We start from the raw sequence: 23562 nt of genomic DNA on the forward strand, positions 1-23562 counted from the left end.
CGTCCCTCCTCCACGCAGCCTGTTCGCCCGGCCTGCGCCTTTCGAGGAAGGATGGGGAAGTTTAGGATGATTTCAAATCGTTTGTTCTGACTAATTGATAGTTTTAGACTATCAACATCGGCGACGCCAGCCTGCCAGCCGTCCCGGTGAGCGAGAAAAATGCTGATAACCTCAGCTTATCACGTAGCCAGCCGGGCTCGCTGTCTGATGTTTCGGCCCCTTCGATAGTCTTTGGCTATTTGATGATCGGGCGCCGCGGCAGGGCTGCTTCGGTCACCGTCTCGGACATCATCAGCAGGTTGCGAGCCAGGGGTGCCGAGGGTTGGCGATCGGCCATGATCAGGCCGATCGTGCGTTTGGCGTCGGGCTCGGTGAGCGGCAGCGCCTTGGTGCCGAGGGGGACGCCGAAGAACTCCAGGAGCTGGATCGAGACGATACTGGAAACGCCCTGGATGCCGGCATGCGAGCACAGATTGAAGATGGAATTGGTCTCGATCGCCGGCTTCGGCGCATGCCCCACCGAGCGGAAAATACCGTCGATGATGCGCCGGTTCTGCATGTCGGCGGTGAGCAGGCAGAGCTTGAGCTCGGCGGCCTCCGCCCAGGTGATGGTCTCGCGCGCGCCGAGCGGCCCGTCCTCGCGCGTCAGCAGCACATAGGATTCCTGGTAGATCGGCTTGGAGACGACGCGTTCGAGCGGCTCGTTGTCGAGATAGGTCAGGCCGACATCGAGCTCGAAATTGTCGATCCCGTTCTGGATTTCGGTCGAGGTCAGCGACAGCACGGTCAGCGAGGCGCCGGGATAGCGGGTCGAGAACGGTGCAGTGATATGGGCGATCATCGGCAGTGCGGTGGGGACCGCGCCAAGCCTGATCCGGCCGCTGACGCCCTCGCGCAATTCGGCGATTGCGTCCTTCATCTGATCGGCCTCGGCGAGGATGCGCCGGGCATGGGCGAGCACGACCTCGCCTTCCCTGGTCAATCCTTGGAAGCGGCGCCCGCGCTCGACGATCAGGATGCCAAGTTCTTCTTCGAGCTGGACGATCGCGGCCGACAGCGTCGGCTGCGAGACGTGGCAGGCTTCGGCCGCCTTGCGGAAATGCTTCTCGCGGGCGAGTGCGTCGAGATAGATGAGCTGGCGGATGATCATGGCCGTGTCTCAGGCGCTCCTGTCGAACGGCGCCAGCTCCGGCCCAACTCCCAATTCGTGCGGCGCGCCGCGGCCAGTCTTTCCAGATTCTGGCGGCTTCCGATAGGCGCAACGAAAAGGGGCCGCTATGGCGGCCCCTTCCTGATGATTGTCCAATGCTCAGTTGTGGTGCGGCAACACGCCTGCGCCGCGGCCCGGCTCGGCCTCTACGTTTTTGAAGTGCTCGTGGTAGGCGAGGTACTGGGCCTGCTCGGCGAGAGCACGCTGGTTCTGCGCCTGCTCGTGCACAATGCTCTCGGCACCGAGCTCGGTGGCATAAGCCATGGAGCTCGCTCCCGAAAGCAGAAGCGCTGCCGCGATGGTGATGGTCTTGCGTGAGAGCATGACACTCTCCTGTTTTGACTTAGTCGCCCATCGAAGGAGCTAGTCACCGCTCGGAGCTTTCCAATATCGCCGCGCCGATTGCAGGCTCACATTCCCGTTACACTCCGCTTCAGCGGCTTTTCGCGACATTCCAGTAGACCGGGACGCCGGGAGAGAGCAGGCCGTTGAGGCTCGCCTGCTGGCCGCGCACCAGCCAGAGCTGCCCGACGGGCACATACGGTACGGTCTCGACGGCGCGCTCCTGGATCTTGCGTGCGATCGCCTTGCGGGCATCGAGGTCGGGGGCCATCGTGAACTCGGCCCGCAACTTCTCGATCGCCTCGTCGCAAGGCCAGCCGAACCACGCATTCTCGCAGTTCGAGCGCAACGCCAAATGGCCGACCGGCTCGGTCATGTCGGGCGCGGCCGGCCCGGAGGCGAAGGTAGACCAGCCGCCCTGCGTCACCGGGTTCTTGCTGGTGCGCCGGCTCGACAAGGTGCCCCAGTCCATCGCCTGGTAATCGACGTTGAGGCCGGCATCGCGCATCAGTTGCGAGATGACGAGGGTCTGGGGGCTGAGCGCGGTTTCGGTGGCATCGAGCACCACGATCTTCTCGCCCTTGTAGCCGCTTTCAGCGATCAGCTTCCTGGCTGCTGCGAGATCGGGCTTCGGCCAGGACGCGTCGGTGAAATAGGGCGAGTCGCACATGTAGAAGGACGGGCAGACCGTGAAGAGCGCCTTGTCGTCGACATAGGCGCGCACCGCCTGCTCCTGATCGACGAGGAGCAGCATCGCCTGCCGAAGCTTCGGGTTGTTGAACGGCGGCTGCGACTGGTTCATCCGGAAGACGCCCTGGAGCGCGGCGAGCTTCGAGACGGTGATCTTCGCATTGCCCTTCACCAGCGAGATCATGTCCGGCGGCATCTCCTCGAAGATGTCGATCTCGCCGGCCTGCAGCGCGTTCAGCGCCGTCTGCGCGTCCGGCATGATCAGCCATTCGACGCGATCGACATTCGCCAGCTTGCCGCCGGAAAGGCCATCGGGCGCTTCCTTGCGCGGCTGGTAGGTCGGCGCCTTGGCGTAGACGATCTTCGAGCCCGGCGACCATTGCTCCTTGACCAGCATGAAGGGCCCCGACCCGGTCGCGTCGGTGATGTTCTGGTTCGAAGGCGTGGCGGCGATGCGCGCAGGCATAATGACAGGCAGCATTGAGCTTGGCTTGCCGAGTGCATCGAGCACCAGGCCCCAGCGATCCTTGAGCACCAGCGTGATCGTCTTGGGATCTGTCGCCGTGAGCGAGGCCGTGTGGGCCAGGAGCTGCTGGCCAAGGCCGTCACGCTCGCCCCAGCGCTTCAGCGAGGCGACGACGTCCGTGCTCGTCACCGGCGCGTTGTCGTGGAATTTGAGGCCCCCGCGCAGCACGAAGGTCCAGGTCAGGCCATCGGTAGAGGTGGTGAAGCTCTCCGCCATCTGTGGCTTGATCAGGCCCTTGGCGTCGACCGCGAAGAGCGTGTCGTAGACCATGTAGGCGTGGTTGCGGACCATATAGTCCGAGGTGGTCATCGGATCGAGCGTGCGCAGGTCACCGAAGGGGCGCACCTTGAGCACGATCTGGGCTGCGGCCGGCAGCGCCACCAGCGGCAGCACGAGGCCCGCTGCCAGCGCCAGTCTTCTCGTCAGGCTTGTCATCTTTTCCCTCCCTCTGAACTGTCTCGCGGTTCTTGTCGTCGGCTGCGGCGCTACACCCTGATTTTGCGGGCGAGCCGCGGGTCGATGGCATCGCGCAGCGCATCGCCGAGCACGTTGACGGTGAGTACCAGCAGCGCGAGCGCCACGCCCGGGAAGGCGATCATCCAGGGGGCGCGCTGCATGAAGGGGCGGGCCTCGGCCAGCATGTTGCCCCAGCTCGGGATCGTCGGCGGCGTGCCGGCGCCCAAGAACGATAGGATCGATTCCACGATCATCGCGGAGGCGAAAACATAGGTCGCCTGGACGATCACGGGCGCGGCCGCATTGGGCAGGATATGGCGCAACAGCATCCGCGGGAGACCGGCGCCGTTGGTGATCGCGGCCTCGACATAAGTCTGCTCGCGCAGCACCAGCACCGAGGAGCGGACGACGCGGGCCATCCGCGGAATCTCGGCGACACCGATCGCGATGACGACGTTCTGGACGCTCGACCCGAACAGCGACATCAGCGCGATGGCGAGCAGGATGCCAGGGATCGCCATGAGGCCGTCCATGACGCGCATCACTGTGCCGTCGAGCCAGCGCACATAGCCGGCGACGAGGCCGATGAGCAGGCCAAAGGTGACGGTCAGGAGCGTGACGAGGGCGCCGATCGTCAGTGAGATCCGGGTACCATTCAGCGTTCGCGACAAGGTCGAGCGGCCGAGCTGGTCGGTCCCGAACAGGAATTCCGCTCCCGGCGGGCGCAGGCGCTGGATCGGATTCACCCGCACCGGGTCGGGCAGGATGTAGGGCGCGATCAGCGCGACAAGGGTGAAGGCTGCCAGGACTGCAAGACCGACGAGAATGGTCGGGTTCATGCACAGGAAGCGGCGCATGGCATCCAGGGCGTTGGGCGCCTTCGCGACGGGGCCGGCCACGGTCATCGTCACGGCGCCCTCAATAGCGGATGCGCGGGTCGAACAGCACATAGCTGAGGTCGACCAGCAGGTTGACGGTGACGTAGACGAGCGAGAAGACGAGGATCAGCCCCTGCACCACCGGATAGTCCCGGCGCAGGATCGCGTCGGTGGTCAGGCGGCCGAGACCGGGAATGTTGAACACGGTCTCGGTCACCACCACGCCGCCGAGCAGCGCAGCGATGCCGACACCGACGACGGTCACGACCGGGATCGCAGCGTTCTTCAGTGCGTGGCGCAGCACGACCATGCGAGGCTTGAGACCCTTGGCATGGGCGGTGCGGACAAAGTCCTCCGCCAGGATCTCGAGCAGGCTCGCCCGCGTGACGCGCGCCAGCAGCGCCGCATAGAGCATGGCGAGGGCAAGCCCGGGCAGGACGAGGCTGTTCAGGCAGGGCAGCAGGCCCTGGGCGAGCGGCGCATAGCCCTGCGTCGGGAACCAGCCAAGTGTCAGCGCGAAAACATAGACCAGGAAGAAGGCGATGACGAATACCGGGGAGGAGAAGCCGACCATGGCGAAGGCCATGACCATCCGGTCGATCCGGCTGCCGGCCTTGAGCGCGCTCAAGGTTCCGAGCGGGAGCGCGATGGCGAGGGCCATCAGGATCGCGACGAGCGCCAGCATCGCCGTCGGTTCGATCCGCATCCCGATCAGCCGCGTCACCTCCATGTCGGAGAAGACCGAGCGGCCGAGATTGCCCTGGGCGAGCTGGCCCGCCCAGGCGAAGAGCTGCTCGGTCAGCGGCTTGTCGAGGCCGAGCTGGGTGCGGATCGTGGCGATCTGCTCGATCGTCGCCTGGTCGCCGGCAATCAGGATGGCCGGGTCGCCCGGTGTCAGTCGCAGCAGGAAGAAGACGAAGAGGCCGACGAAGGCCAGCACCGGGATCGTCGCAGTGAGCCGACGCAGGACAAAGGAGGTCATGACCGCGCCCGGCTGTCCACGGCGGAAACATGCGCGACCATATTTGGCCTCCCGGCTAATTTTGTAACGTTTCAATCAAGCTCTCACACAGGCAGAAGCGCCGCAAGTGGCTTTCGAATGAGAAATTGCGCTTGCGGTTTGCAGGATGCTCCGCAAAGCTGGCTCGAAGTTTTGAACCGTTTCACTGGTGAGGTTGGATGGCGACGATCCGGGATGTTGCGCGTCTGGCTGATGTGTCGGTGGCGACCGTGTCGAACGTGCTCAACAGCGCCGATCGCGTCAGCCCCGAGCTTCTGGCGCGGGTCCGCGCCGCGATGGAGAAGCTGAGCTATACGCCCCATGCCGGGGCGCGCTCGCTGCGCAAGCGTTCCAGCGGGCTGATCGGCCTCGTCGTCGGCGACATCACCAATCCGTTCTTTTCCGACCTGTTCGAGGCTGTGGAGGATGCCGCGGCCGCCAGCGGCCAGCTCGTGCTGCTGTGCAATTCCAATGAACGGAGCGAGCGTGAGGAGGCGCATCTGCGCATGCTGCGCACACAGCGCATCGATGGGCTCATCCTCGCGCCGACGGGCGCGGTCTCGATGAACCGGGCTTCGCTGCTGGCGCAGTTGGAAGTGCCGATCGTCCTGGTCGACCGCGCCATGGAGGGGCTGGGCTATGATGCGGTCGTCCTCGACAACCGGCGCGCCGGCTTCGAGGCGACGCAGCATCTGATCGGCTGTGGGCACAGGCGGATCGGGCTGGTCAATGGACCAGAGGTTCTGCGCACGGCCGCCGAGCGTCTTGCGGGCTATCGCGAGGCGCTGCTGGCCGCAGGCCTTTCCTTGGACCCCGAACTCATCCGCGACGCCGGCTTCCGCCAGCAGCCGGCCGAGCAGGCGATGGCCGAATTGCTGGCCTTGCCGCAGCCGCCGAGCGCCGTCTTCGCCACCAACAACCTGATGACGGTCGGCGTCGTGAAGGCGCTAGCGGATCGCGGCCTGGCCTGCCCGCAGGATATCTCCGTCATCGGCATCGATGATCTGCCCTGGGCCGAGGCGGTCTCGCCCAGGCTCAGCGCCGTCGCCCAGCCGGTCCGCGCCATGGGCGAGGCGGCGCTCGATCTCCTGCTCCGGCGTCTTGCCGGCAGCTTGTCCGGCCCCGGAACGACCACCGTGATGGCGCCGCGCCTCGTCATTCGCCGCTCGTGCGGTGCACCTGCCAGCGGATTGCCTGCCCATGTCGGATGAACTCACCAAGCTCAGCGCGCTCGCCGTGCGCGACCTCCTCATGGCCGGTGAGGTCAGCTCGGTGGAGCTCGTCGAAGCCGCCGCGGCGCGCCTCGCCATCGTCGAGCCGCAACTGAACGCCGTGCCGACGCTCTGCCTCGACCGGGCGCGGGAGCAGGCGCGTGCCGCCGATGCGGCGCGGCGGGCCGGGCGAACAAGCCTGCTCGGCGGGCTGCCGATCGTCGTCAAGGACAACAACGACGTGGAGGGCGTGCGCAACACCGGCGGCACGTCGATCTTCCGCGATCGCATTTCGGCCGAATCGGATCGGACCGTCGCGCTGATGGAGGCGAACGGCGCCATCACGCTGGGCAAGTCGAACCTGTCGGAGCTTGGCGGCGCGCAGACCACCAACAGCGTTCATGGCACGACGCGCAACCCCTACGACCGGCGCCTGACCTGCGGTGGCTCCTCGGGCGGCGCGGCGGTGGCGCTGGCGACCGGCGAGGCCTGGCTCGCCCACGGCAACGACTATGGCGGCAGCCTGCGCATCCCGGCTGCGTTCTGCAATGTGACGGGCCTGCGGCCGACGCCGGGCCGGGTGCCGCGCAAGCGCCTGGCTGACCCGTTCGACACCATCGCCGTCGAGGGGCCGATGGCGCGCGACGTCGCCGATCTCGCGCTCTTCTTCGGCGCGATGACCGGCTATGATCCTGGCGACATCCTGACCGCGCCGACCGGCGAGCGGCCGTTCCTCGAAGCCGCGCAGGCGCCGCGCAAACCGGCGCGCATCGCCATATCGGCCGATCTCGGTCTTCTGCCGATCGAGGAGCCGATCAGGCAGGCCCTCTCGGACTTTGCCGCAACGCTGGAGAAGTCGGGCGTCGCGGTGACGCGCAGCGCACCGGATGTGGCGGGCGCGATGGACGCCTTCCGCGTGCTGCGCGGAGAAGGGTTCTACGCGACCTTCGAGCCGCTTCTCGATACGCATCGCGCCATGTTCCCGGCGCCGGTCCTGGCCGATCTGCTGCGCGGCCGCGATCAGCCGGGCCATGCCATCGTCGCGGCTAACCGCTATCGCAGCGAGCTCTATCGCCGGACAGTCGATTTCCTCGACGAGCATGATTTCCTGATCTGCCCGGCGACGCAGGCCATGCCTTTTGCCATCGAGACGCTGTTCCCGGCGGTCGTCGATGGACGGCCGATGCAGGACTATGTCGACTGGATCTCGATCACCGCGATCTGGTCGCTCACCGGCCTGCCGGCCATCGCTATCCCGATCGGCTTCTCGCGCGAAGGCCTGCCGATCGGCATCCAGATCCTGTCGCATGCCCGGCGCGAGGCCGATCTGTTCCGGCTGGCGGCCTGGATCGAGCGGGAACTCGCCTTGCCGAAGACGCCGATCGATCCGCGCTAGGGCAGGGCGGTCAGGCCGGTGTGCCCAACAGGGCAGCCTGAGCGACCCGCCTCTGCCGCAATTCGGGATGCTCGTCGAAGGGCTGAAGCGGCGTCATCCAGCGCCGGAGCGTCTGCTTGCTGTCGATCCGAGCGGTGAAGGGGTCCTGTCCATGCACCATCCAGGCGATGGTGTCGCCGAGCTCGAGCAGGGCGAAGGCGCCGGCCGGCTTCGGCAGGGTGGTGAAGCTCTCGGTCAGCGACTGCAGGGTCAGATGCGGGATGCCGTCGACCGTCGTCAGCGTGTTCCAGTGGACATGGCCGGCGATGCAGACCATCGGCACCTTCGCCCGGGCCAGCACGGCACGGACGCGCTCGGCGCCGGGATAGGTCGATGAGGCCGGATTGCGCTCGAAATAGTAGTTGCCGGTCTGGCCATGGCCGGAGACGGGAACATGGCTCATCACCACGAGCGGCCGGTCGGCCGCCTCGATCGTCGCGGCGAGCCAGATCAGGTCGGCCTCGCGCAATACGAAGCCGCCCGGCCGATGGATGCGCGAATCCGCGGCCCAGAGCACGAGACGCCAGTCGCCGAGATCGACGGTGCGATGGCCGAGCGGCTGGCCAAGGATCTCCTCGTTCTCGGTGACGCTGAGATGGTCGCGGTCGTGATTGCCGCAGATGTGGAAGCGCGGCGTCGTGATCGGCGCGAAGGCCTCCGCGACCTCGCGTTCCAGCCGGAGGTCGGTGGCGTGGTCGACATCGGAGATGCGGTCGCCGAGATCGATCACGGCGTCGGGCCTGGTCTCGGCGACGAAGCGGCGGAATTCTTCCATCAGCGGCAGGGCTGCGCTGCTGACCTTGGTGAAATGGTCTTCGCCGTGATGGATGTCGGCGACGAAGGCGAGGCGGAGGGATCGGGTCATGGCGAGGCTCGTCGAGCAGGGGCAGGAAAAGAGGGCGGGAGCCGGCGCTGCCGGCTCCCGCAGTCGCATCAACGTGCAGCGAGCGTCACGCGGCCGGCGCGGAAATCGAGCACATAGGGGATGTGCCCCTGCAGCGGCCGCCAGACGAGCGAGCGCTTCATGCCGTAGGATTCGTAGGGCTGGTAGAGCGGCAGCACCGGCGGATCGTTCTTGATCGCCTGCATCAGGGAAGCGTAGGCCTGCTTGCGTTCAGCGAGGTCGGTCGAGTAGCGGAACTTGTCCCAGAGCGCGATATAGGCGTCATCGGCCTTGAAGCGACCTTCCGAGGCTGAGTTGCCGGTCGGCGCCCACATGATGCCGAAGGCGCCTGCCGGGTCGGGGAAGTACATCGGGTTCGACCAGCCGCGCGCCATCATGGTCGGGTCGGAACCGGTCCATTGCTCGGTGACATTGAGCTGCATCTTGACGCCGACGGCGCCCCACATTTCCTGGATCGCCTGCGCCGCGAGCAGGCCGTTGGTGTAGTAGGCCGCCTGGATGTCGTAGCGGATCGGCGAACCGTCATAGCCGGCTTCCTTGAGCAGCGCCTTGGCCTTGACCGGGTCGTATTCGAAGGTTGCGAGCTCCGGCATGTAGAGCGGGCCGAACTGCGCGAAGCTATGAGAGGTCGGAACCTTGGCCTTGCCGAACCAGAGCGCCTCGTTCAGCGTCTTGCGGTCGATGGCGTAGGACAGGGCCTGGCGCAGCTTGGGATTGGCCATCTTCGGGCTCTGGGTGTTGAAGATGACGACGTGGAAGAGCGGCGTCTGCATGCCCTCGACCTTGAGTTTCGGATCGGCCGCGACCGGCTCGAGCTGATCCGGCGGGACGTTGGTAATGAGATCGACCTCGCTGTTCTTGAGCGCGGTCAGACGCCCCGAAAGCTCGGGGATGCGGGTCACGGTGACCTTCTGGAACGGCGCCTTCTCGCCCCAGAATCCGTCGAAGCGCTCATAGACCAGGCGCTGGTTCGGCACGAATTCGGCGATCTTGTAGGGGCCGGTGCCGACCGGCTTCAGCGCGAAGGCCTCGAAATCGGAGGCTTCCGCGACGTTCGGATCGCCGGTCAGGGCCATCACGTATTTCTTCGGGACGATCATGCCCTGCTGGACGTTGAGCAATGTCTCGAACAGAGGCTCGGGCCTGGTCGCGGTGACGCGCACGGTCTCGCCGTCGACGGCCTCGACCTTGGCCATGTTCGGCAGCGTGTCGCGCTTGCGGATGCCATAGGGCGGGAAGGTCGCGTTGATGATGCGGTCGAAGGAGAAGACGACGTCCTCGACCGTCATCGGGTCGCCATTGTGGAATTTTACGTCCTGGCGGATCTTGAGCTCGATCACGGTCGGCGACACTTGGGTCCAGCTGATGGCGATGCCCGGTTGCCAGACGCTCTCGGCCTTGGTCGCGTCCTTGCCGATCAGCGGGTCGAAGGCGTTGAAGTAGAATTGCGAGCCGACATTCGAGAAGTCGCGGCCAGGGTCGAGCCAGGGCGCCATGTTCTGGACGCCGACCTTCAGTTCCTGTGCCTGGGCGAGGCCGACGAGCGCGGTCGCCGACAGCGCGGCAGCGGCAAGCGTTTTCAGGGTCTTGAGCATGTTTTCAGTCCCTTGTTGGGGTGAACGGCAGGCGTGTGGAGCAGGCAGTCAGCGCCCGCGCAGGCGTGGGTCGAGGCGGTCGCGCAACGCATCCCCGAGCAGCATGGCGACGAGGCTGACGAGGACGATGAAGAGGGCGGGAATGGCGACGATCCAGGGCGCGGAGGCCATGTAGTCCCGGCCCTGACCGACCATCGAGCCGAGCGTCGCCGTCGGCGGCTGGACGCCAAGGCCGAGGAAGGAGAGCGCCGATTCCAGCAGGATCAGGTTCGAGAAGTTGAGGCTCGCCATGACCACGACCGGCGAGATCAGGTTCGGGATCATGTGGACGGTGGCGATGCGCCAGGGGCCGGCGCCGGCAGCGCGGGCGGCCTCGACGAAGGGCATCTCGCGCAGGCTGAGGACCTGGGCCCGGATCAGCCGGGCGAAATGCGCCCAGTAGGCGATGCCGAGCACGCAGATCAGCACGGTGACGTCGGTGCCGGCGAGCGCCACGACGAAGAGCGCGACGAGGGTGAAGGGCAACGACATCATGATGTCGACGAGACCCATAATCAGCGCATCGGCCCAGCCGCGCAGCAGCCCGGCAGCGAGGCCGAGCGCCGCGCCCAGCGCAAGGCCGAGCAAGGTGCCGAAGAGCGCGAGTGCGAGCGTCAGGCGCAGGCCATGGAGGCAGCGCGACAGCAGATCGCGGCCGAGCTGGTCGGTGCCGAGCCAATAGAGAGGGTTGGCGCCGGTGCTGCCGATCGGAGGCTTTAGCCGCGCCAAGAGCCGCTGCTGATCGGGCTCGAAGGGCGAGATCAGCGGCGCGAGTATGGCGAGCGCGAGCAGCACCAACCCAAGCAGCGCCGCGGCCGTGACCAGCATGTTGGCGCCGCCCAAGGAGGGAAGCCTGAGCCGCGGCAGCCGGCGTGGCGGGAGCATCAGCTTGGCGTCTGCGATCTCGGTCATGGCGGGTCAGGCTCCGACGAGGCGCACGCGCGGATCGGACGCCGCATAGGCGAGATCGATCGCGAAATTGACGAGGATGACGGCGCCGGCGACGACGAGGACGCCGAATTGCAGCACGGGGTAGTCGCGGCGCAGCGTCGCGCCGACGAGAAGGTCGCCGACCCCGTTCCAGGCGAAGACGGTCTCGACCACGACGGCGCCGGAAACGAGGGTTGTGATCTGCAGGCCGAGCACGGTGATCACCGGGATCAGCGCATTGCGCAGTCCGTGCCGCAGGATGATCGCGCTCTCGGAGAGGCCCTTGGCGCGGGCGGTGCGCATATAGTCCTCGGAGAGGACGTCGAGCATGGCGTTGCGGGTGTAGCGGGTGAGCGCCGCGACGAAATAGGCGGCGAGCGCCACAGTCGGCATCACATAATGCAGCAAGGTGGCGGAGCCGGCGCTCGGCAGCCAATGCAGCGTGTAGGAGAAGATGAGCAGCAGCAGGATGGCGAGGACGAAGTTCGGGACCGCGTAGCCGAGGAAGGCGACGAAGAGTACGCCCTGGCCGCGCGGTTGCCCGCGCCAGAGCGCGGCGAGGATGCCGAGCGGGACGCCGACGGCGACGGTCAACGCGAGCGTCGCAAGCAGCAGCGAGGCGCTCTGCCAGAGCCTTTCGCCGAAGATCGCGGCGACCGGCCGCCGCTCCATCAGGCCAAGGCCGAAATCGCCTGAGAGCAGGGAGTTCCAGTACAGCAGGTATTGCTCGGCGATCGGGCGATCGAGGCCCCAATAGGCGATCATCTCGGCGCGCGAGACGGCATCGAGACCCTCCGGCATCAGGAAATCGATCGGATTACCGGTCAGTCGCGTCGCCAGGAAAACGGCGGTGACGATCGCCCAGAGCGTGATCGTCATGCGCAGGAGACGGCTGCCTAGGAATGCGAGCATGACGTCCTCTGGGACGGGCTGCGGGTGTCGCCACGCGGCCGGTTGGGCCAGCCGAGACCCGAGCCTTCTGGCAGCCTTCCATGACAGAGTTATGAATATAACTCATTCGATATCAGGTTTGACACTGAGATAATCTCAGTCCATGCATGCCCGACTTCGACGCGGAGTTTGCGGTGCACGCAGCGGACGATATTCGTGGCTGGCTGATCGATCTCGACGGCACATTGATCTGCGGTGGCCGGGCGATGCCGGGGGCGAGAGCCTTTCTGGACGCCTGCGCCGGCCGCTTCGTCGTGGTCTCGAATGACGCCGAGCACACTCCGGCGGAGCTGGCGAGCAGCCTGCGACGGATTGGGCTCGAGGTTCCAGCGGGCCGCATCGTGCTCGCGGGGTCGGTCGCGCTCGACGATATCGCCTCGCGGCGGCCGGGCGCGCGCGTGCTCATGCTGGCGAGCGACAGTCTGGTGCGTTATGCCCGTGAGCGCGGCCTCGTTCCGGTCCGGATGCGGCCCGATGTCGTCTTCCTCGGCCGCGATCGGCGCTTCAGCCATGCGCGGCTGGCGCTTGCGGCCAATGCCGTGCGGGCGGGGGCCGAACTCGTCGTCGCCAATCCTGATCTCGTCCATCCAGGCCCTGACGGCACGATCGTGCCTGAAACCGGAGCGCTTCTGGCGGCGCTCCTCGCCTGCACCGGCCCGGTGAATTATCGCCTCGTCGGCAAGCCGGAACCGACCCTGTTCGCCGCGGGGCTCGCCTTGCTCGACCTGCCGAAGCGGATGGTCGCGATGCTCGGCGACAATCCCAGGACCGATGGCGAGGGCGCGCGCCGCTTCGGCCTGCGCTATGTCGAGGTCGCCGGTGGGGTTTTCCCGCAGGTGGATGCTGAGACGGCTTGCCCGTGGGAGGAAGGCGTGTTCGCCTTGCCGGCATGACCACCTCTCAACGTAAGCCGGATGTTGACGCAGTGACGGACAATCCCGATCGGGCGCGCAATGGCGGGCATGACGGCTTCGATGGCGTGATCGAGCGGCTGACGGCGCTGCGCCCGACGCTGCCGCCGACGGCCGCCCGCATCGCCGATGTCTTCCTCGCCCATGCGGCCGAGGTCGTGCACATGTCGGTGACGGAGGTGGCCGAACGGGCGGAAGCGAGCGAAGGCAGCGTGATCTCGCTTTGCCGGCAGCTCGGCGCGCGCGGCTTCCAGCAGGTCAAGATTGCGCTGGCCCGCGACCTCGTGCAGCCGGTGCAGTTCATCCACGAGGATCTCGCCCGCACCGACGACACCGGCACCGTGATCGAGAAGATCTTCGGCAGCGATCTGCAGGCGCTGCATGACACCATGAAGGTGCTCGACCGGGGAGCGATGGAGCGCGCCGTCGCCGCGATCCGTGGGGCGCGCCGCGTCGAGCTCTACGGCATCGGCAGCGCTGCCCCGATCGCGGAGGACGCCAACTACCGGCTGCTGCGCATCGGCGTTGAATCCAAGGTCGTGGTCGATTCGCACGTCCAGGCGATCAGCGCCGCGCTGACCGGCCCGGATGTCGCGACAATCACGATCTCGCATTCGGGCTCGACGCATGAGACCGTCACCGCGACCAGGCTCGCCCGAGAAGCCGGAGCGACGACGATCTGCATCACCAATTTCGGCAAGTCGCCGCTGCTCGCCTATGCCGACATCGTCTTGAACACCATGGCGCGCGAGACCCAGTTCCGCACCGAGGCGATGACGAGCCGGATCGCCCAGCTCGCGGTCATCGACGCCCTGATCGCCTGCCTGTCGCTCGCCGATTACGACAAGGCCGTGGCGACGATCGGCCGGACTTTCGACGTGCTTTCGACGAAGCGGTTCTAGGCCTGGCTCATGCCGTCAGGCGAAGAGCGCTCCTGGGTTGGGCGTGTACTTGGCGAGCTTGTCGCGATCGATGGTGACGCCGAGGCCCGGCAGGTCCGGGATCGTCAGCCAGCCTTCCGCGTCGAGGTCGAAGGGCCTCGCGAGGATGCCGTCGACATAGGGGCTGCCGCCGATGAATTCGACGAGATCGGCATCGGGAAATGCTGTCGCCATCTGCAGGTCGGCGGCGAGGCCAAGCGCCGTGTTCCAGCCATGGCCGACATATCTGATGCCTAGATCATAGGCCATCCAGGCAATGCGGCGCTGCTCGGAGATGCCGCCGACCTTGGTGACATCCGGCTGGATGATGTCGACGGCGCCGGTGGTCAGCCAGGGAATGAAGCTCTGGCGCCTCGTCAGAACCTCGCAGCCGGCGATCGGTACCGGCGATGAACGGCGCAGTTCGCGATAATCGTCGATCGCGTCCGGCCGGACCGGCTCCTCGAACCAGCCGACATCATAATCGGCCAGCATCTCGGCGGTGCGCTTGGCCCATTTCAGTCCGTGCGGCCAGAGCGCGTCGCTGGCGCCGGCGTCGACGAAGAGTTTTGAGCGCTCGCCGGCCGCCTCGCGCGCGGCGCGCACGATCGCCTCGTCGAGCTTGGTGTCGAGGGCCCGGCCAAACGGACCCCAGCCGATCTTGAAGGCGGTGAAGCCCTTGTCGCGATAGCTTGCGACCACATCCCGCATCGCGTCGGGCTCCTCCATCAGGAGCGAGCAATAAGGCTGGACGCGCTCGCGATAGCGGCCGCCGAGCAGCCGGCCGACGCTGAGGCCGGTGGCCTGGCCGAGAATGTCCCAGAGCGCGATGTCGATGCCGCTGATCGTGTGCGTCAGCGTGCCGCCGCGGCCCATCCAGAAGGTGTTCTGGTGCAGCTTCTCGCTGACTAAATCGGGGGAGAGCGCATCGGCTCCAAGGAAGAGCGGCTCCAGCACCTTGAGCCCGGCCTGGACCAGGCGCCCGTCGGTGAAGACGCTGCCATAGCCGGTGATGCCCTGGTCGGTATGAACCGCGATCAGTGCATGGATCGAATCCTCCGGCCGGATCTCGGCTGACCAGCCGCCTTTCGGGCTCTCGCCGAAAAGCGGGGCGGCCTCGATGCGGGTGATCCTGAACGGCGGCAGCGCTGCCGGCCGATTACCTGCGCGTGTCTGCTGGGTGGCCTGATCGTTCACTGTGCGTCCCTTTCCCTGCGGCGCCTGGCGACGATGGCCTCGTAGTCCATCGCGTGGTTCATCACGGTGATGTGCTCATCGAGCGTGCGCTCGATCGCCTCGATGTCGCCGGCCTCGAACACGGCGAGGAGATCGACATGCTCCTCGACGACGCCGGCCATCGGCTTGCCGAAGGTGGCGAGGCCGAAAATGATCGTGCATTGCGGCGCCAGCGTCTCCCACAAGTCGAGCGTGACGCTGTTGCCGCCAAGCCGGCAGAGCGCGCGGTGGAAGCGCGTATCGGCGACGGCGACGCCATAGGCGCTGCCGCGCGCCGCCATCAGCTCCATCTCGGCGACGGCGTTCCGCAGCTCGTCGAGGTGACTGCCGCGATTGCGCCCGGCGGCGACGGCGCGGGCGGTCGCACTGGCCTCGAGCGCGATGCGCGCCTCGATCAGATCGGAGACGCGCTCATTGGTGACCGGGCGCAGCCTGATACCCTTATAGGCCTCGCTGACGACAACGCCCTGGCTCTCCAGCAGGCGCAAGGCTTCGCGCACCGGCACGCGGCTGACCCCTAGCTTGCGGGCAAGATCGACCTCGACGATGCGGTCGCCCGGCAGGATCAGCCCGGCGGCGGCACCGGCGATGATCGCCTCGATCGCATGATCAACGAGGGTCTGCGGCTGGAGTGGCTGCCAATCGGGAGCCGGAGTCCCGGCCCGCTCTGCCATACCGGTCGTCTCCATGCGCTCGCTTGCCTCCGGCATGCAACTCTCTCTCGCTTGACACGTCGTATGATCGTATACAATCATACGATAGCAAGAGCAAGGAGGGGCTCGCAATGTCGTCCACAAGCCGGGTTCGTTGCGAGATCGATTTCGAGGCGAGCGGCCGTCAGGCCGGCTATCTGCGTGCGCCGCTCTCCCGCAATACCTCTGGCTGGGGCGTCGTCGAAATTCCGGTCGTCAGCGTGAAGAACGGCAGCGGCCCGACGATCCTGTTCACCGGCGGCGTCCATGGCGATGAATACGAAGGGCCGATCGCGATCTCGCGGCTCGCCCGCCGCCTCGATCCCGCTGCGATCCAGGGCCGCGTCATTATGATCCCGGCGCTCAACATCCCGGCGGTGATGAACGACACGCGGCTCTCGCCGGTCGACAATCGCGACATGAACCGCTGCTTTCCCGGCAACCCGAAGGGCACCTTCTCGGAGATGCTGGCCCATTTCGTCGATGCGGTGCTGCTGCCGCTGGTCGATATCTCCGTCGATCTCCACACCGCGGGGCATTCCGGCGATTCCGCGCTCTCGACCAACATGCATTACGTTGCCGACACCGCCCTGCGCGAGCGCACCATGGCTGCGGCGGCCGCCTTCGGCGCGCCCTACAACGTCGTGTTTTGGGGTGTCGATGAAGGCGCGACGCTGACATCGTCGGTCGAGCGCCGCGGCATCCTCTCGCTTGGCACTGAGCTCGGCGGCTGGGGGCGCGTCAATGTCGAGGGCGTGCGCATCGCCGACCGGGCCCTGACCAACATCCTCAAGCATTTCGGGCTGATGGAGGGCGAGCCGGATACGCGCCAGCGCGACGGTTCTCCAGGTACGCGCCATATGATGGTGCGGGATTCAGCCGGCTACTCCTTCGCGCCCGCTGGCGGTCTGTTCGAGCCGCGTAACGTCGTCGGCGACGCCTGCCGCGCCGGGGAACTCGCCGGCTACCTGCATTTCGTCGAGGACATCGACCGCGCGCCATTGGAGGTGCGCTATCGCCGCGACGGCGTGCTGTGGATGTCGGCGGGACCCGGCCGCGTGCAGCGCGGCGATGCCGTGGCCGTGCTGATGGAGGATTACGACGCCGTGCGCGCCGCGGCCTGACTGCCTTCGTGCCTGACCATCAATCCGGAGGGGATAAGAACATGGCAAAGCACATCATTCTCAAAGCAGCTGTCATTGCGGTCATCGCCCTGGGAGGGGCTCAAGCAGCGCTCGCACAACGCAAGGGCGGTGAGGTCGCCATCGGCATCAGCCAGGCGCCGCCCTCGCTCGATGCCCAGATCACCTCGGCGCAAGCCGCGCGCAACGTCACCCTGCACATCTTCGAGACGCTCTACGCCCGCGACGAGAACGCCAAGCCGGTGCCGGAACTCGCCGAAGGCGTCACCATCTCGCCGGACGGCAAGACCTATGTCTTCCCGATCCGCAAGGACGTGGCCTTCCACAACGGCAAGAAGCTCGATGCCGCCGACGTCGTCGCCTCGCTCGAGCGCTATCGCAAGATCGGCGCCTCGCCTGCGCTCGTCGCCGCGATCGACACGGTCAAGGCGAGCGGCGAGCATGAGGTTACGGTCACGCTGAAGCAGGCCCAGTCGACCTTTCTCGACAATCTCTCCTCGCCGCGTGCGCCGATCGCGATCTATCCGGCGAGCGAGGCCGCCAAGGAGGCCGGCAAGATCGAGATCATCGGCACCGGCCCCTACAAGTTCGTCGAGTACAAGCCGGACAGCCATGTGAAGCTCGCGCGCTATGACGCCTATGCGCCCAATCCAAAGGGGACCGGACGCGACGGCTTCGCCGGCAAGAAGGAAGCCTTCCTCGACAGCGTCGTCTTCCGCTTCATGCCCGAGGGCGGCGCGCGCACCGCCGCGCTCGAGGCCGGGCAGATCCAGTTCAACGAGACCGTTGACGGGCCGACGGCGAAGCGGCTCGGCACCGATGCGCGCTTCACTGTCCAGAAGGTCGTGCCGTTCGGCCTGCAGGTGATCAAGTTCAACCAGGCGCAGCCGCCGGCCAACGACGTCAATTTCCGCCTTGCCGTGCAGGCGGCGCTCGACATGGAGGAGATCATGGCGATCTCCTATGCCGACATCTACCAGATGGATCCGAGCTGGCTCTATCCCGGCGCCGCCTTCCACTCGACCATCGGCGGCGACAAGTACAACAAGGCTGACCTGAAGCTCGCCAAGGAGCTGCTCGGCAAGTCCTCCTACAAGGGCGGCAAGGTCACCTTCATCGTCGACAACCTGCGCGCCAATGTCGACACCGCAACCGTGGTGCAGCAGAAGCTCAAGGAGATCGGGATCGAGGTTGAGATCGCCGTCTCCGACTGGCCGACTGTCTCGAAGATCGGCTTCACGCCGACGAACTGGACGTTCTGGACGCATGGCTTCGGCATCGAGCCCTATGAGGGGCCCGGCTCGGTGATGGCGCCCTGGGTGAACGGCCTCTCGCAGCAGGCCAAGGACCCGGAGATCGACCGCATCGCCGCCGCCTTCAACGCAGAGCTCGACGAGAGCAAACGCAAGGCGCTCTACGACGCCTTCCAGAAGCACATGTACGACGCCGCCGTCGCTATGAAGGCCGGCAATTACGGGATCTTCCAAGCCTCCACGGCCAAGCTCAAGAACTTCAAGCCCTATCGCATTCCCCGGATGTGGGGCGTCTGGCTCGAGCCGTGAGCCCAAGCGGCTGAACTTTCAGCCTGCGGGACCAAATCCCGCAGGCTGCGCCGACGGCGATGGCTGCCGTCATTTCGTTGATTGAGGAGCGGCATGGGTAGCTTCCTGATCCGCCGGCTCGCGGGCGCCTTCCTCGTGCTCGCACTGGTCTCGTTGATGTCCTTCGCGCTGATCTGGCTGGTGCCGGGCGATCCGGCGGCGGCCTTTCTCGACGCCTCGGCGACGCCGGAGCAGATCGCCACCCTGCGCAGCGCGCTCGGGCTCGATTTGTCGCTGCCCCAGCAGATGCTGGGCTGGTACGGGCGGATCCTCAGCGGCGATCTCGGCCAGTCGATCCTGCTCAACCGCTCGGTCAGCGCCGCGCTTATCGAGCGCCTGCCGGTGACGTTGGTGCTGGCGGCCCTCGCCCTCGCCTTCGCGGTGGTGGTCGGCGTCACGGCTGGCCTCGTCGCGGCGGTCAACCACAACCGCTGGCCCGACCAGGCGGTGATGACGGCGGTGCTGCTCGGCCTCTCGGTTCCGGATTTCTGGCTCGGTCTGGTGATGGTTCTCGTCTTCGCGGTCTCGCTCGGCTGGTTGCCGAGCGGTGGCTTCACGTCCTTCACGCAATCACCGAGCGAGTGGCTGCGCTGCATGATCCTGCCGGCGCTGACGCTCGGGCTCGTCCAGGTCGGCTTCATCGCCCGGATGGCGCGCGCCTCGATGCTCGACACGCTCGGCCAGGACTATGTCCGGACCGCCGACGCCAAGGGCCTGGCCAAGCTGCGCGTTGTGCTCGGCCATGCCTTGCCCAACGCGCTGATCCCGATCCTCACCGTGATCGGCATCGTCTCCGGCGCACTGCTCGGAGGCGCGGTCATCGTCGAGCAGGTCTTCTCGATCCCGGGGATCGGCCGCCTGATCGTGGGCGCCATCGCCTCGCGCGATTTTCCCGTGCTGCAGGGTGGGCTCCTGTTCCTCGCGGTCGTCTATCTCTCGATCAACCTCGTGGTCGACATCCTCTACGCCGTCGTCGATCCGCGGGTGAGACTGGCATGAGCACGGCTGAACCGCTCGTCGGCCGCGCCGCCCTGCGGCGCCTGCTGCGCCACCGCTCCTTCGTGATCGGCGGCGTGCTGGTGCTGGCCATGGTGCTGGTCGCGCTCGCCGCCGACCTGCTTTCTCCCTTCGATCCGCTGCGCAGCAATATCCGCGCCCGGCTGGTGGCGCCGGACGCCGCCCACTGGTTCGGCACGGACCATTTTGGCCGCGACATCCTCTCGCGCGTGATGATCGGGGCGCGCATCTCGCTCGCCATCGGGGCCCTCACCGCCATTCTCGCCGGCATCGCCGGGACGCTGAGCGGCGCGGTCGCCGGCTTCTTCCCGCGCCTCGACCAGCCGATCATGCGGGTGATGGACGCACTGATGGCGTTCCCCTCGATCGTGCTCGCCATGGTCGTCTCGGCCGTGCTCGGCGCGTCGCTGACCAATGTCGTGATCGCGCTCGCCATCGCCACGACGCCGCACACCGCCCGGATCGTGCGCGCCTCCGTGCTGCTGGAACGGGAATTGGATTATGTCTCCGCCGCGCGCTCCATCGGCGCCGGCGAGCTGACCATCCTGTTCAAGCACGTGCTGCGCAACGCGGCTGGGCCACTGATCGTGCGGTTGACCTATGTCTTCGCCATCGCAGTGCTGGCCGAGGCGGCGCTCTCTTTCGTCGGTGCCGGGCCGCCACCACCGGCCGCCTCCTTCGGCTCGATCATCGCCCAGGGCCGCGATTTCATGCGCGAAGCGCCGTGGATCACGGTGTTCCCGGGCCTCGCCATCATCGTCTGCGTGCTCGGCCTCAACCTGCTCGGCGATGGCCTGCGCGACGTGCTCGACCCTCGCCTGAAATTCTGAGCCACCGGAGCCCGCCGATGAAGCGCATCCTGATCGCCGACTGCAAGCAGGAGATCTCGTCCTTCAACCCGCTGCCGTCAGGGTACGACAACTTCCTGATCCGCCATGGCAACGGGCTCTACGAGCAGCGCGGCCAGAACCAGGAGCTCGGCGGCGCGCTCGCGGTCTTCGAGGCGCGGCCCGATATCGAGATCGTTCCGACGATCTGCGCGCGCGCCGGCAGCGCCGGGCTGCTCTCGACGGAGGGCTGGAAGAGACTTTCCGAGGAGGTGCTGGCCGCGATCTTCGCAAAGCTGGACGGCATCGACGGCATCTATGTCTCGCTGCATGGCGCGATGGGCGCCGATGGCGAGCTCGATCCGGAAGGTTATCTGCTGGAGAAGCTGCGCGAGCGCGTCGGCCCGGACATGCCGATCGTCATCTCGCTCGACCTGCACGGCATCCTGACCGACCGCATGCTGCGCCAGGTCGACGGCTTTGCGATCTACTGGACCTATCCGCATGTTGACTTCGCCGACACCGGGCGACGCGCGGCCGAACTGCTGCTGAAACTGATGGCTGGCGGCATCAGGCCGGTCGCGGCCCGCGTCGTCATCCCGGCACTGGTCCGCGGCGACGAACTCATCACCAAGACCGGCTGCTATGGCGAACTGCTCGCCGAATGCCGTCGGCTCGAAGAAGAGGGGCGGGCGCTGGCGGCCGGCATCATGATCGGCAACCCCTTCACCGACGTGCCGGAGCTGTGCTCGCAGGTCTTGATCCTCACCGATGGCGACGCAGCGAGCGCCGAGCGGGAGGCGACAAGGTTGGCGCAGGAGTTCTGGCCGTTGCGCTTCCGCATGCAGGGCAAGCTCGTGCCGCTTGAACGCGCCATCGCGCAGGCGCGCAGCATCGATGGGCCGGTGATCTTCACCGATGCCGCCGATGCGACCTCCTCGGGCGCTTCGGGCGATAGCAATGCGATCCTCGCCGGATTGCGACAGGCCAGCTACGGCAAGCGGGTGCTGGCGCAGATCGTCGATGCGCCGGCTGCGGCCGCGGCGCATGCGGCGGGCGTCGGCGCGAGCCTGTCGTTGACGCTCGGCGGCTCGATCGACCCAGCCCGATTCCCGCCGATGCCGGTGACCGCGACGGTCAAGCTGCTTTCGGACGGCGAAGCCGCGCTCGAGACGATGAAGGCGCCGCTCCGGGCCGGCCCGACCGCGGTGCTCACCTACGACAATGTCACCGTCGTGGTGATGAGCCGCTCGGTCAGCCTGTTCGACCGGGCAATGTACTACGCCAACGGGCTCGATCCCGAGGATTTCGACCTGATCGTGGTGAAGTCGCCCCACGCCGAATTCCACATGTTCGACCAGTGGTGCGCCCGCAATTTCAACGTCGAAGCGCCTGGCGCGACTTCGGCGAACCTCAGAAGCCTCGGCCACCGCATCTGCGCCCGCCCCGTCTATCCGCTCGACGACAACGTCACCTTCGCGCCCCGCGCGACGATCTACGATCTGTGAGGACTGCGCCCATGCCCAGAATCGAGGCTGTCGACTTCTTCTATCTCGCCATGCCCGTCGTCACCGACGAGGCCGATGGCAGCCAGGACGCGCTGCTGGTGCGGGTCGCCGCCGGCGGCCATGTCGGCTGGGGCGAATGCGAGGCAGCCCCGCTGCCGTCGATCGCCGCCTTCATCTGCCCGATGTCGCACGGGGTCTGCCGGCCCGTCGCCGATTCCGTCCTCGGCCAGAAGCTGGATGGCCCGGAGGACATCGCCCGTATCGCTGCCGCGGTCGCCTACAATTCGATGGACCTGCTGCAGGCGCCGCATACCTTCTCCGGCGTCGAGATGGCGTTGTGGGACATCCTCGGCAAGCTGCGCTCCAAGCCGGTCTGGCGCTTGCTCGGCTATCGCCAGAGCCATCCCAAGACGCCCTATGCCTCGGTGCTATTCGGCGGCACGGCGCAGGAGACGCTTGAGCGTGCGCGGGATGCCAGGAAGCGGAATTTCCGTGCCGCCAAGTTCGGCTGGGGACCGATCGGCCGCGGCAGCGTCGAGGCCGATGCCGAGCATTTCGTTGCGGCTCGGGAAGGGCTGGGAACCGACGGGATACTGCTCGTCGATACCGGCCAGATCTTCATCGAAGACGTCGAGCGCGCGGCCGCCCGCTTGCCGGCGATGGAGAAGGCGGATGTCCGCTGGTTCGAGGAGCCCTTCCACGCCAGCGCGCTTGAAGCCTATGGCGCACTCGCCAAGCTTAGCCCAAAGGTGCGCCTCGCCGGTGGCGAAGGCGCCCACAATGAAACCATGGCCAAGCAGCTGATCGACTATGGCGGCATCGGCTATGTCCAGATCGATTGCGGCCGGATCGGCGGAATCGGTCCCTCGAAGGCGGTGGCGGATTACGCGGTGGCGAAGGGCGTGACCTTCGTCAACCACACGTTCACCTCGCATCTGGCGCTGTCGGCCTCGCTGCAGCCCTATGCCGGGCTCGCCGATCACGAAATCTGCGAATATCCGGCGATGCCGAAGCCGCTCGCCACGGCGATCTCCGCCAATCATCTGGAGCGCGATGCGCGGGGGCAGGTCGCAGCGCCGGATGCGCCCGGCCTCGGCATCGAGGTCGCGACCACCGCGCTGAAAAGCTACCTCCAGGACGTCGAGATTTCCGTCCAGGGCAAGCGGCTCTACAGCACGCCCAGCCTCTGAACGGCGCTTGACGATGTAGCGCCGCCTTATAGGGTGGGCGCGATCGAGGTTCTCCGGGTTGCTTCCGGAGCTAAGAGGGAATTCGGTGAGGCGCGCTTGCTCCAAAGCCGAGGCTGCCCCCGCAACTGTAAGCGGCGAGCTCTCCGTCCATCGTCCACTGGTGCTCCTTGCGCCGGGAAGGCCGGGCGGAACCGGCGTCGACCCGCGAGCCAGGAGACCTGCCCCGATCGTCGAAGACGTCTTTCGGGCGGGGTGTCCCGGAGGTGTGCATCGGTGGCGGTCGTCCGAGCCCGCCATCTGTCCACATCCCCTGCCAGCTCCCATCCGTCATCTCGGGGAGCGATGAAGTCC

21 protein-coding genes and 1 riboswitch are annotated in these 23562 nt (G+C 66.7%); of the genes, 10 read left to right on the forward strand and 11 right to left on the reverse strand.

Annotation, left to right across the window (positions count from 1 at the left end; all coding sequences use genetic code 11):
- Positions 1–235: 235 nt before the first annotated feature.
- The 5 genes from BLM15_RS23360 to BLM15_RS23380 all read right to left on the reverse strand — a co-directional run bounded on the left by BLM15_RS23360 (position 236) and on the right by BLM15_RS23380 (position 5084).
- Positions 236–1150 carry a LysR family transcriptional regulator gene (locus BLM15_RS23360; protein ID WP_236846390.1) on the reverse strand — a complete coding sequence of 305 codons (915 nt, stop codon included), beginning with the start codon at positions 1148–1150 and terminating at the stop codon, positions 236–238.
- A 159-nt stretch (positions 1151–1309) separates the two neighbouring features.
- Positions 1310–1534, reverse strand: a complete 225-nt coding sequence (locus tag BLM15_RS23365; RefSeq protein ID WP_126115004.1) for a hypothetical protein — start codon at positions 1532–1534, stop codon at positions 1310–1312.
- Positions 1535–1643: 109 nt separating this feature from the next.
- Positions 1644–3203, reverse strand: coding sequence for an ABC transporter substrate-binding protein (locus tag BLM15_RS23370; RefSeq protein ID WP_236846391.1), 1560 nt, complete (start codon positions 3201–3203; stop codon positions 1644–1646).
- Between the two features lie 50 nt (positions 3204–3253).
- A complete protein-coding gene (locus tag BLM15_RS23375) occupies positions 3254–4129 on the reverse strand; it encodes an ABC transporter permease (RefSeq protein ID WP_236846797.1) in 876 nt (291 codons plus the stop codon).
- Between the two features lie 13 nt (positions 4130–4142).
- A complete protein-coding gene (locus BLM15_RS23380) occupies positions 4143–5084 on the reverse strand; it encodes an ABC transporter permease (RefSeq protein ID WP_126115006.1) in 942 nt (313 codons plus the stop codon).
- Between the two features lie 197 nt (positions 5085–5281).
- Between BLM15_RS23380 and BLM15_RS23385 the strand changes: the two genes are divergently transcribed.
- Positions 5282–6313: a LacI family DNA-binding transcriptional regulator gene (locus BLM15_RS23385; RefSeq protein WP_126115007.1), complete on the forward strand. Its 1032-nt coding sequence runs from the start codon at positions 5282–5284 to the stop codon at positions 6311–6313.
- Positions 6303–7709 (forward strand): amidase, encoded by a 1407-nt coding sequence (locus BLM15_RS23390; protein WP_126115008.1) that lies wholly within the window; start codon positions 6303–6305, stop codon positions 7707–7709. Before BLM15_RS23385 ends, BLM15_RS23390 begins: the two co-directional genes overlap by 11 nt.
- 10 nt (positions 7710–7719) lie before the next feature.
- Here the strand turns inward: BLM15_RS23390 and BLM15_RS23395 are convergent, their stop codons facing one another.
- The 4 genes from BLM15_RS23395 to BLM15_RS23410 form a co-directional block, all read right to left on the reverse strand.
- Positions 7720–8613, reverse strand: a complete 894-nt coding sequence (locus BLM15_RS23395; RefSeq protein WP_126115009.1) for a metallophosphoesterase family protein — start codon at positions 8611–8613, stop codon at positions 7720–7722.
- A 68-nt stretch (positions 8614–8681) separates the two neighbouring features.
- Positions 8682–10247 carry an ABC transporter substrate-binding protein gene (locus tag BLM15_RS23400; RefSeq protein WP_126115010.1) on the reverse strand — a complete coding sequence of 522 codons (1566 nt, stop codon included), beginning with the start codon at positions 10245–10247 and terminating at the stop codon, positions 8682–8684.
- 48 nt (positions 10248–10295) lie between these two features.
- Positions 10296–11198 carry an ABC transporter permease gene (locus tag BLM15_RS23405; protein ID WP_126115011.1) on the reverse strand — a complete coding sequence of 301 codons (903 nt, stop codon included), beginning with the start codon at positions 11196–11198 and terminating at the stop codon, positions 10296–10298.
- Between the two features lie 6 nt (positions 11199–11204).
- A complete protein-coding gene (locus tag BLM15_RS23410) occupies positions 11205–12128 on the reverse strand; it encodes an ABC transporter permease (RefSeq protein ID WP_126115012.1) in 924 nt (307 codons plus the stop codon).
- Positions 12129–12274: 146 nt separating this feature from the next.
- Here BLM15_RS23410 and BLM15_RS23415 point away from each other — a divergent pair, with 146 nt between their 5' ends.
- Both BLM15_RS23415 and BLM15_RS23420 read left to right on the forward strand, forming a co-directional pair.
- Positions 12275–13060 (forward strand): HAD-IIA family hydrolase, encoded by a 786-nt coding sequence (locus tag BLM15_RS23415; protein WP_126115013.1) that lies wholly within the window; start codon positions 12275–12277, stop codon positions 13058–13060.
- Between the two features lie 32 nt (positions 13061–13092).
- Positions 13093–13980 (forward strand): MurR/RpiR family transcriptional regulator, encoded by an 888-nt coding sequence (locus BLM15_RS23420; RefSeq protein WP_236846392.1) that lies wholly within the window; start codon positions 13093–13095, stop codon positions 13978–13980.
- 15 nt (positions 13981–13995) lie between these two features.
- Here BLM15_RS23420 and BLM15_RS23425 read toward each other — a convergent pair whose 3' ends face one another.
- Positions 13996–15195, reverse strand: a complete 1200-nt coding sequence (locus BLM15_RS23425; protein ID WP_236846393.1) for a mandelate racemase/muconate lactonizing enzyme family protein — start codon at positions 15193–15195, stop codon at positions 13996–13998.
- A complete protein-coding gene (locus BLM15_RS23430; protein ID WP_236846394.1) occupies positions 15192–15944 on the reverse strand; it encodes a GntR family transcriptional regulator in 753 nt (250 codons plus the stop codon). Before BLM15_RS23430 ends, BLM15_RS23425 begins: the two co-directional genes overlap by 4 nt.
- Positions 15945–16018: 74 nt before the next feature.
- On the opposite strand from BLM15_RS23430, the gene BLM15_RS23435 reads away from it, so the two are divergent.
- The 6 genes from BLM15_RS23435 to BLM15_RS23460 all read left to right on the forward strand — a co-directional run bounded on the left by BLM15_RS23435 (position 16019) and on the right by BLM15_RS23460 (position 23211).
- Positions 16019–17050, forward strand: coding sequence for a succinylglutamate desuccinylase/aspartoacylase family protein (locus tag BLM15_RS23435; RefSeq protein ID WP_126115015.1), 1032 nt, complete (start codon positions 16019–16021; stop codon positions 17048–17050).
- Between the two features lie 41 nt (positions 17051–17091).
- Complete coding sequence (locus tag BLM15_RS23440) at positions 17092–18630, forward strand: ABC transporter substrate-binding protein (RefSeq protein ID WP_126115016.1); 1539 nt, start codon at positions 17092–17094, stop codon at positions 18628–18630.
- A 93-nt stretch (positions 18631–18723) separates the two neighbouring features.
- The gene (locus BLM15_RS23445) at positions 18724–19668 is read left to right on the forward strand and encodes an ABC transporter permease (protein WP_126115017.1); all 945 of its coding nucleotides are present in this window, start codon (positions 18724–18726) and stop codon (positions 19666–19668) included.
- Complete coding sequence (locus BLM15_RS23450) at positions 19665–20516, forward strand: ABC transporter permease (protein WP_126115018.1); 852 nt, start codon at positions 19665–19667, stop codon at positions 20514–20516. Before BLM15_RS23445 ends, BLM15_RS23450 begins: the two co-directional genes overlap by 4 nt.
- 17 nt (positions 20517–20533) lie before the next feature.
- Positions 20534–22021, forward strand: coding sequence for a M81 family metallopeptidase (locus tag BLM15_RS23455; protein ID WP_126115019.1), 1488 nt, complete (start codon positions 20534–20536; stop codon positions 22019–22021).
- A gap of 11 nt (positions 22022–22032) precedes the next feature.
- The gene (locus tag BLM15_RS23460; protein ID WP_126115020.1) at positions 22033–23211 is read left to right on the forward strand and encodes a mandelate racemase/muconate lactonizing enzyme family protein; all 1179 of its coding nucleotides are present in this window, start codon (positions 22033–22035) and stop codon (positions 23209–23211) included.
- A 29-nt stretch (positions 23212–23240) separates the two neighbouring features.
- Positions 23241–23451, forward strand: a riboswitch (cobalamin riboswitch).
- The last annotated feature ends 111 nt before the right edge of the window (positions 23452–23562 follow it).

The organism is Bosea sp. Tri-49 (assembly GCF_003952665.1).
Lineage (GTDB): Bacteria > Pseudomonadota > Alphaproteobacteria > Rhizobiales > Beijerinckiaceae > Allobosea.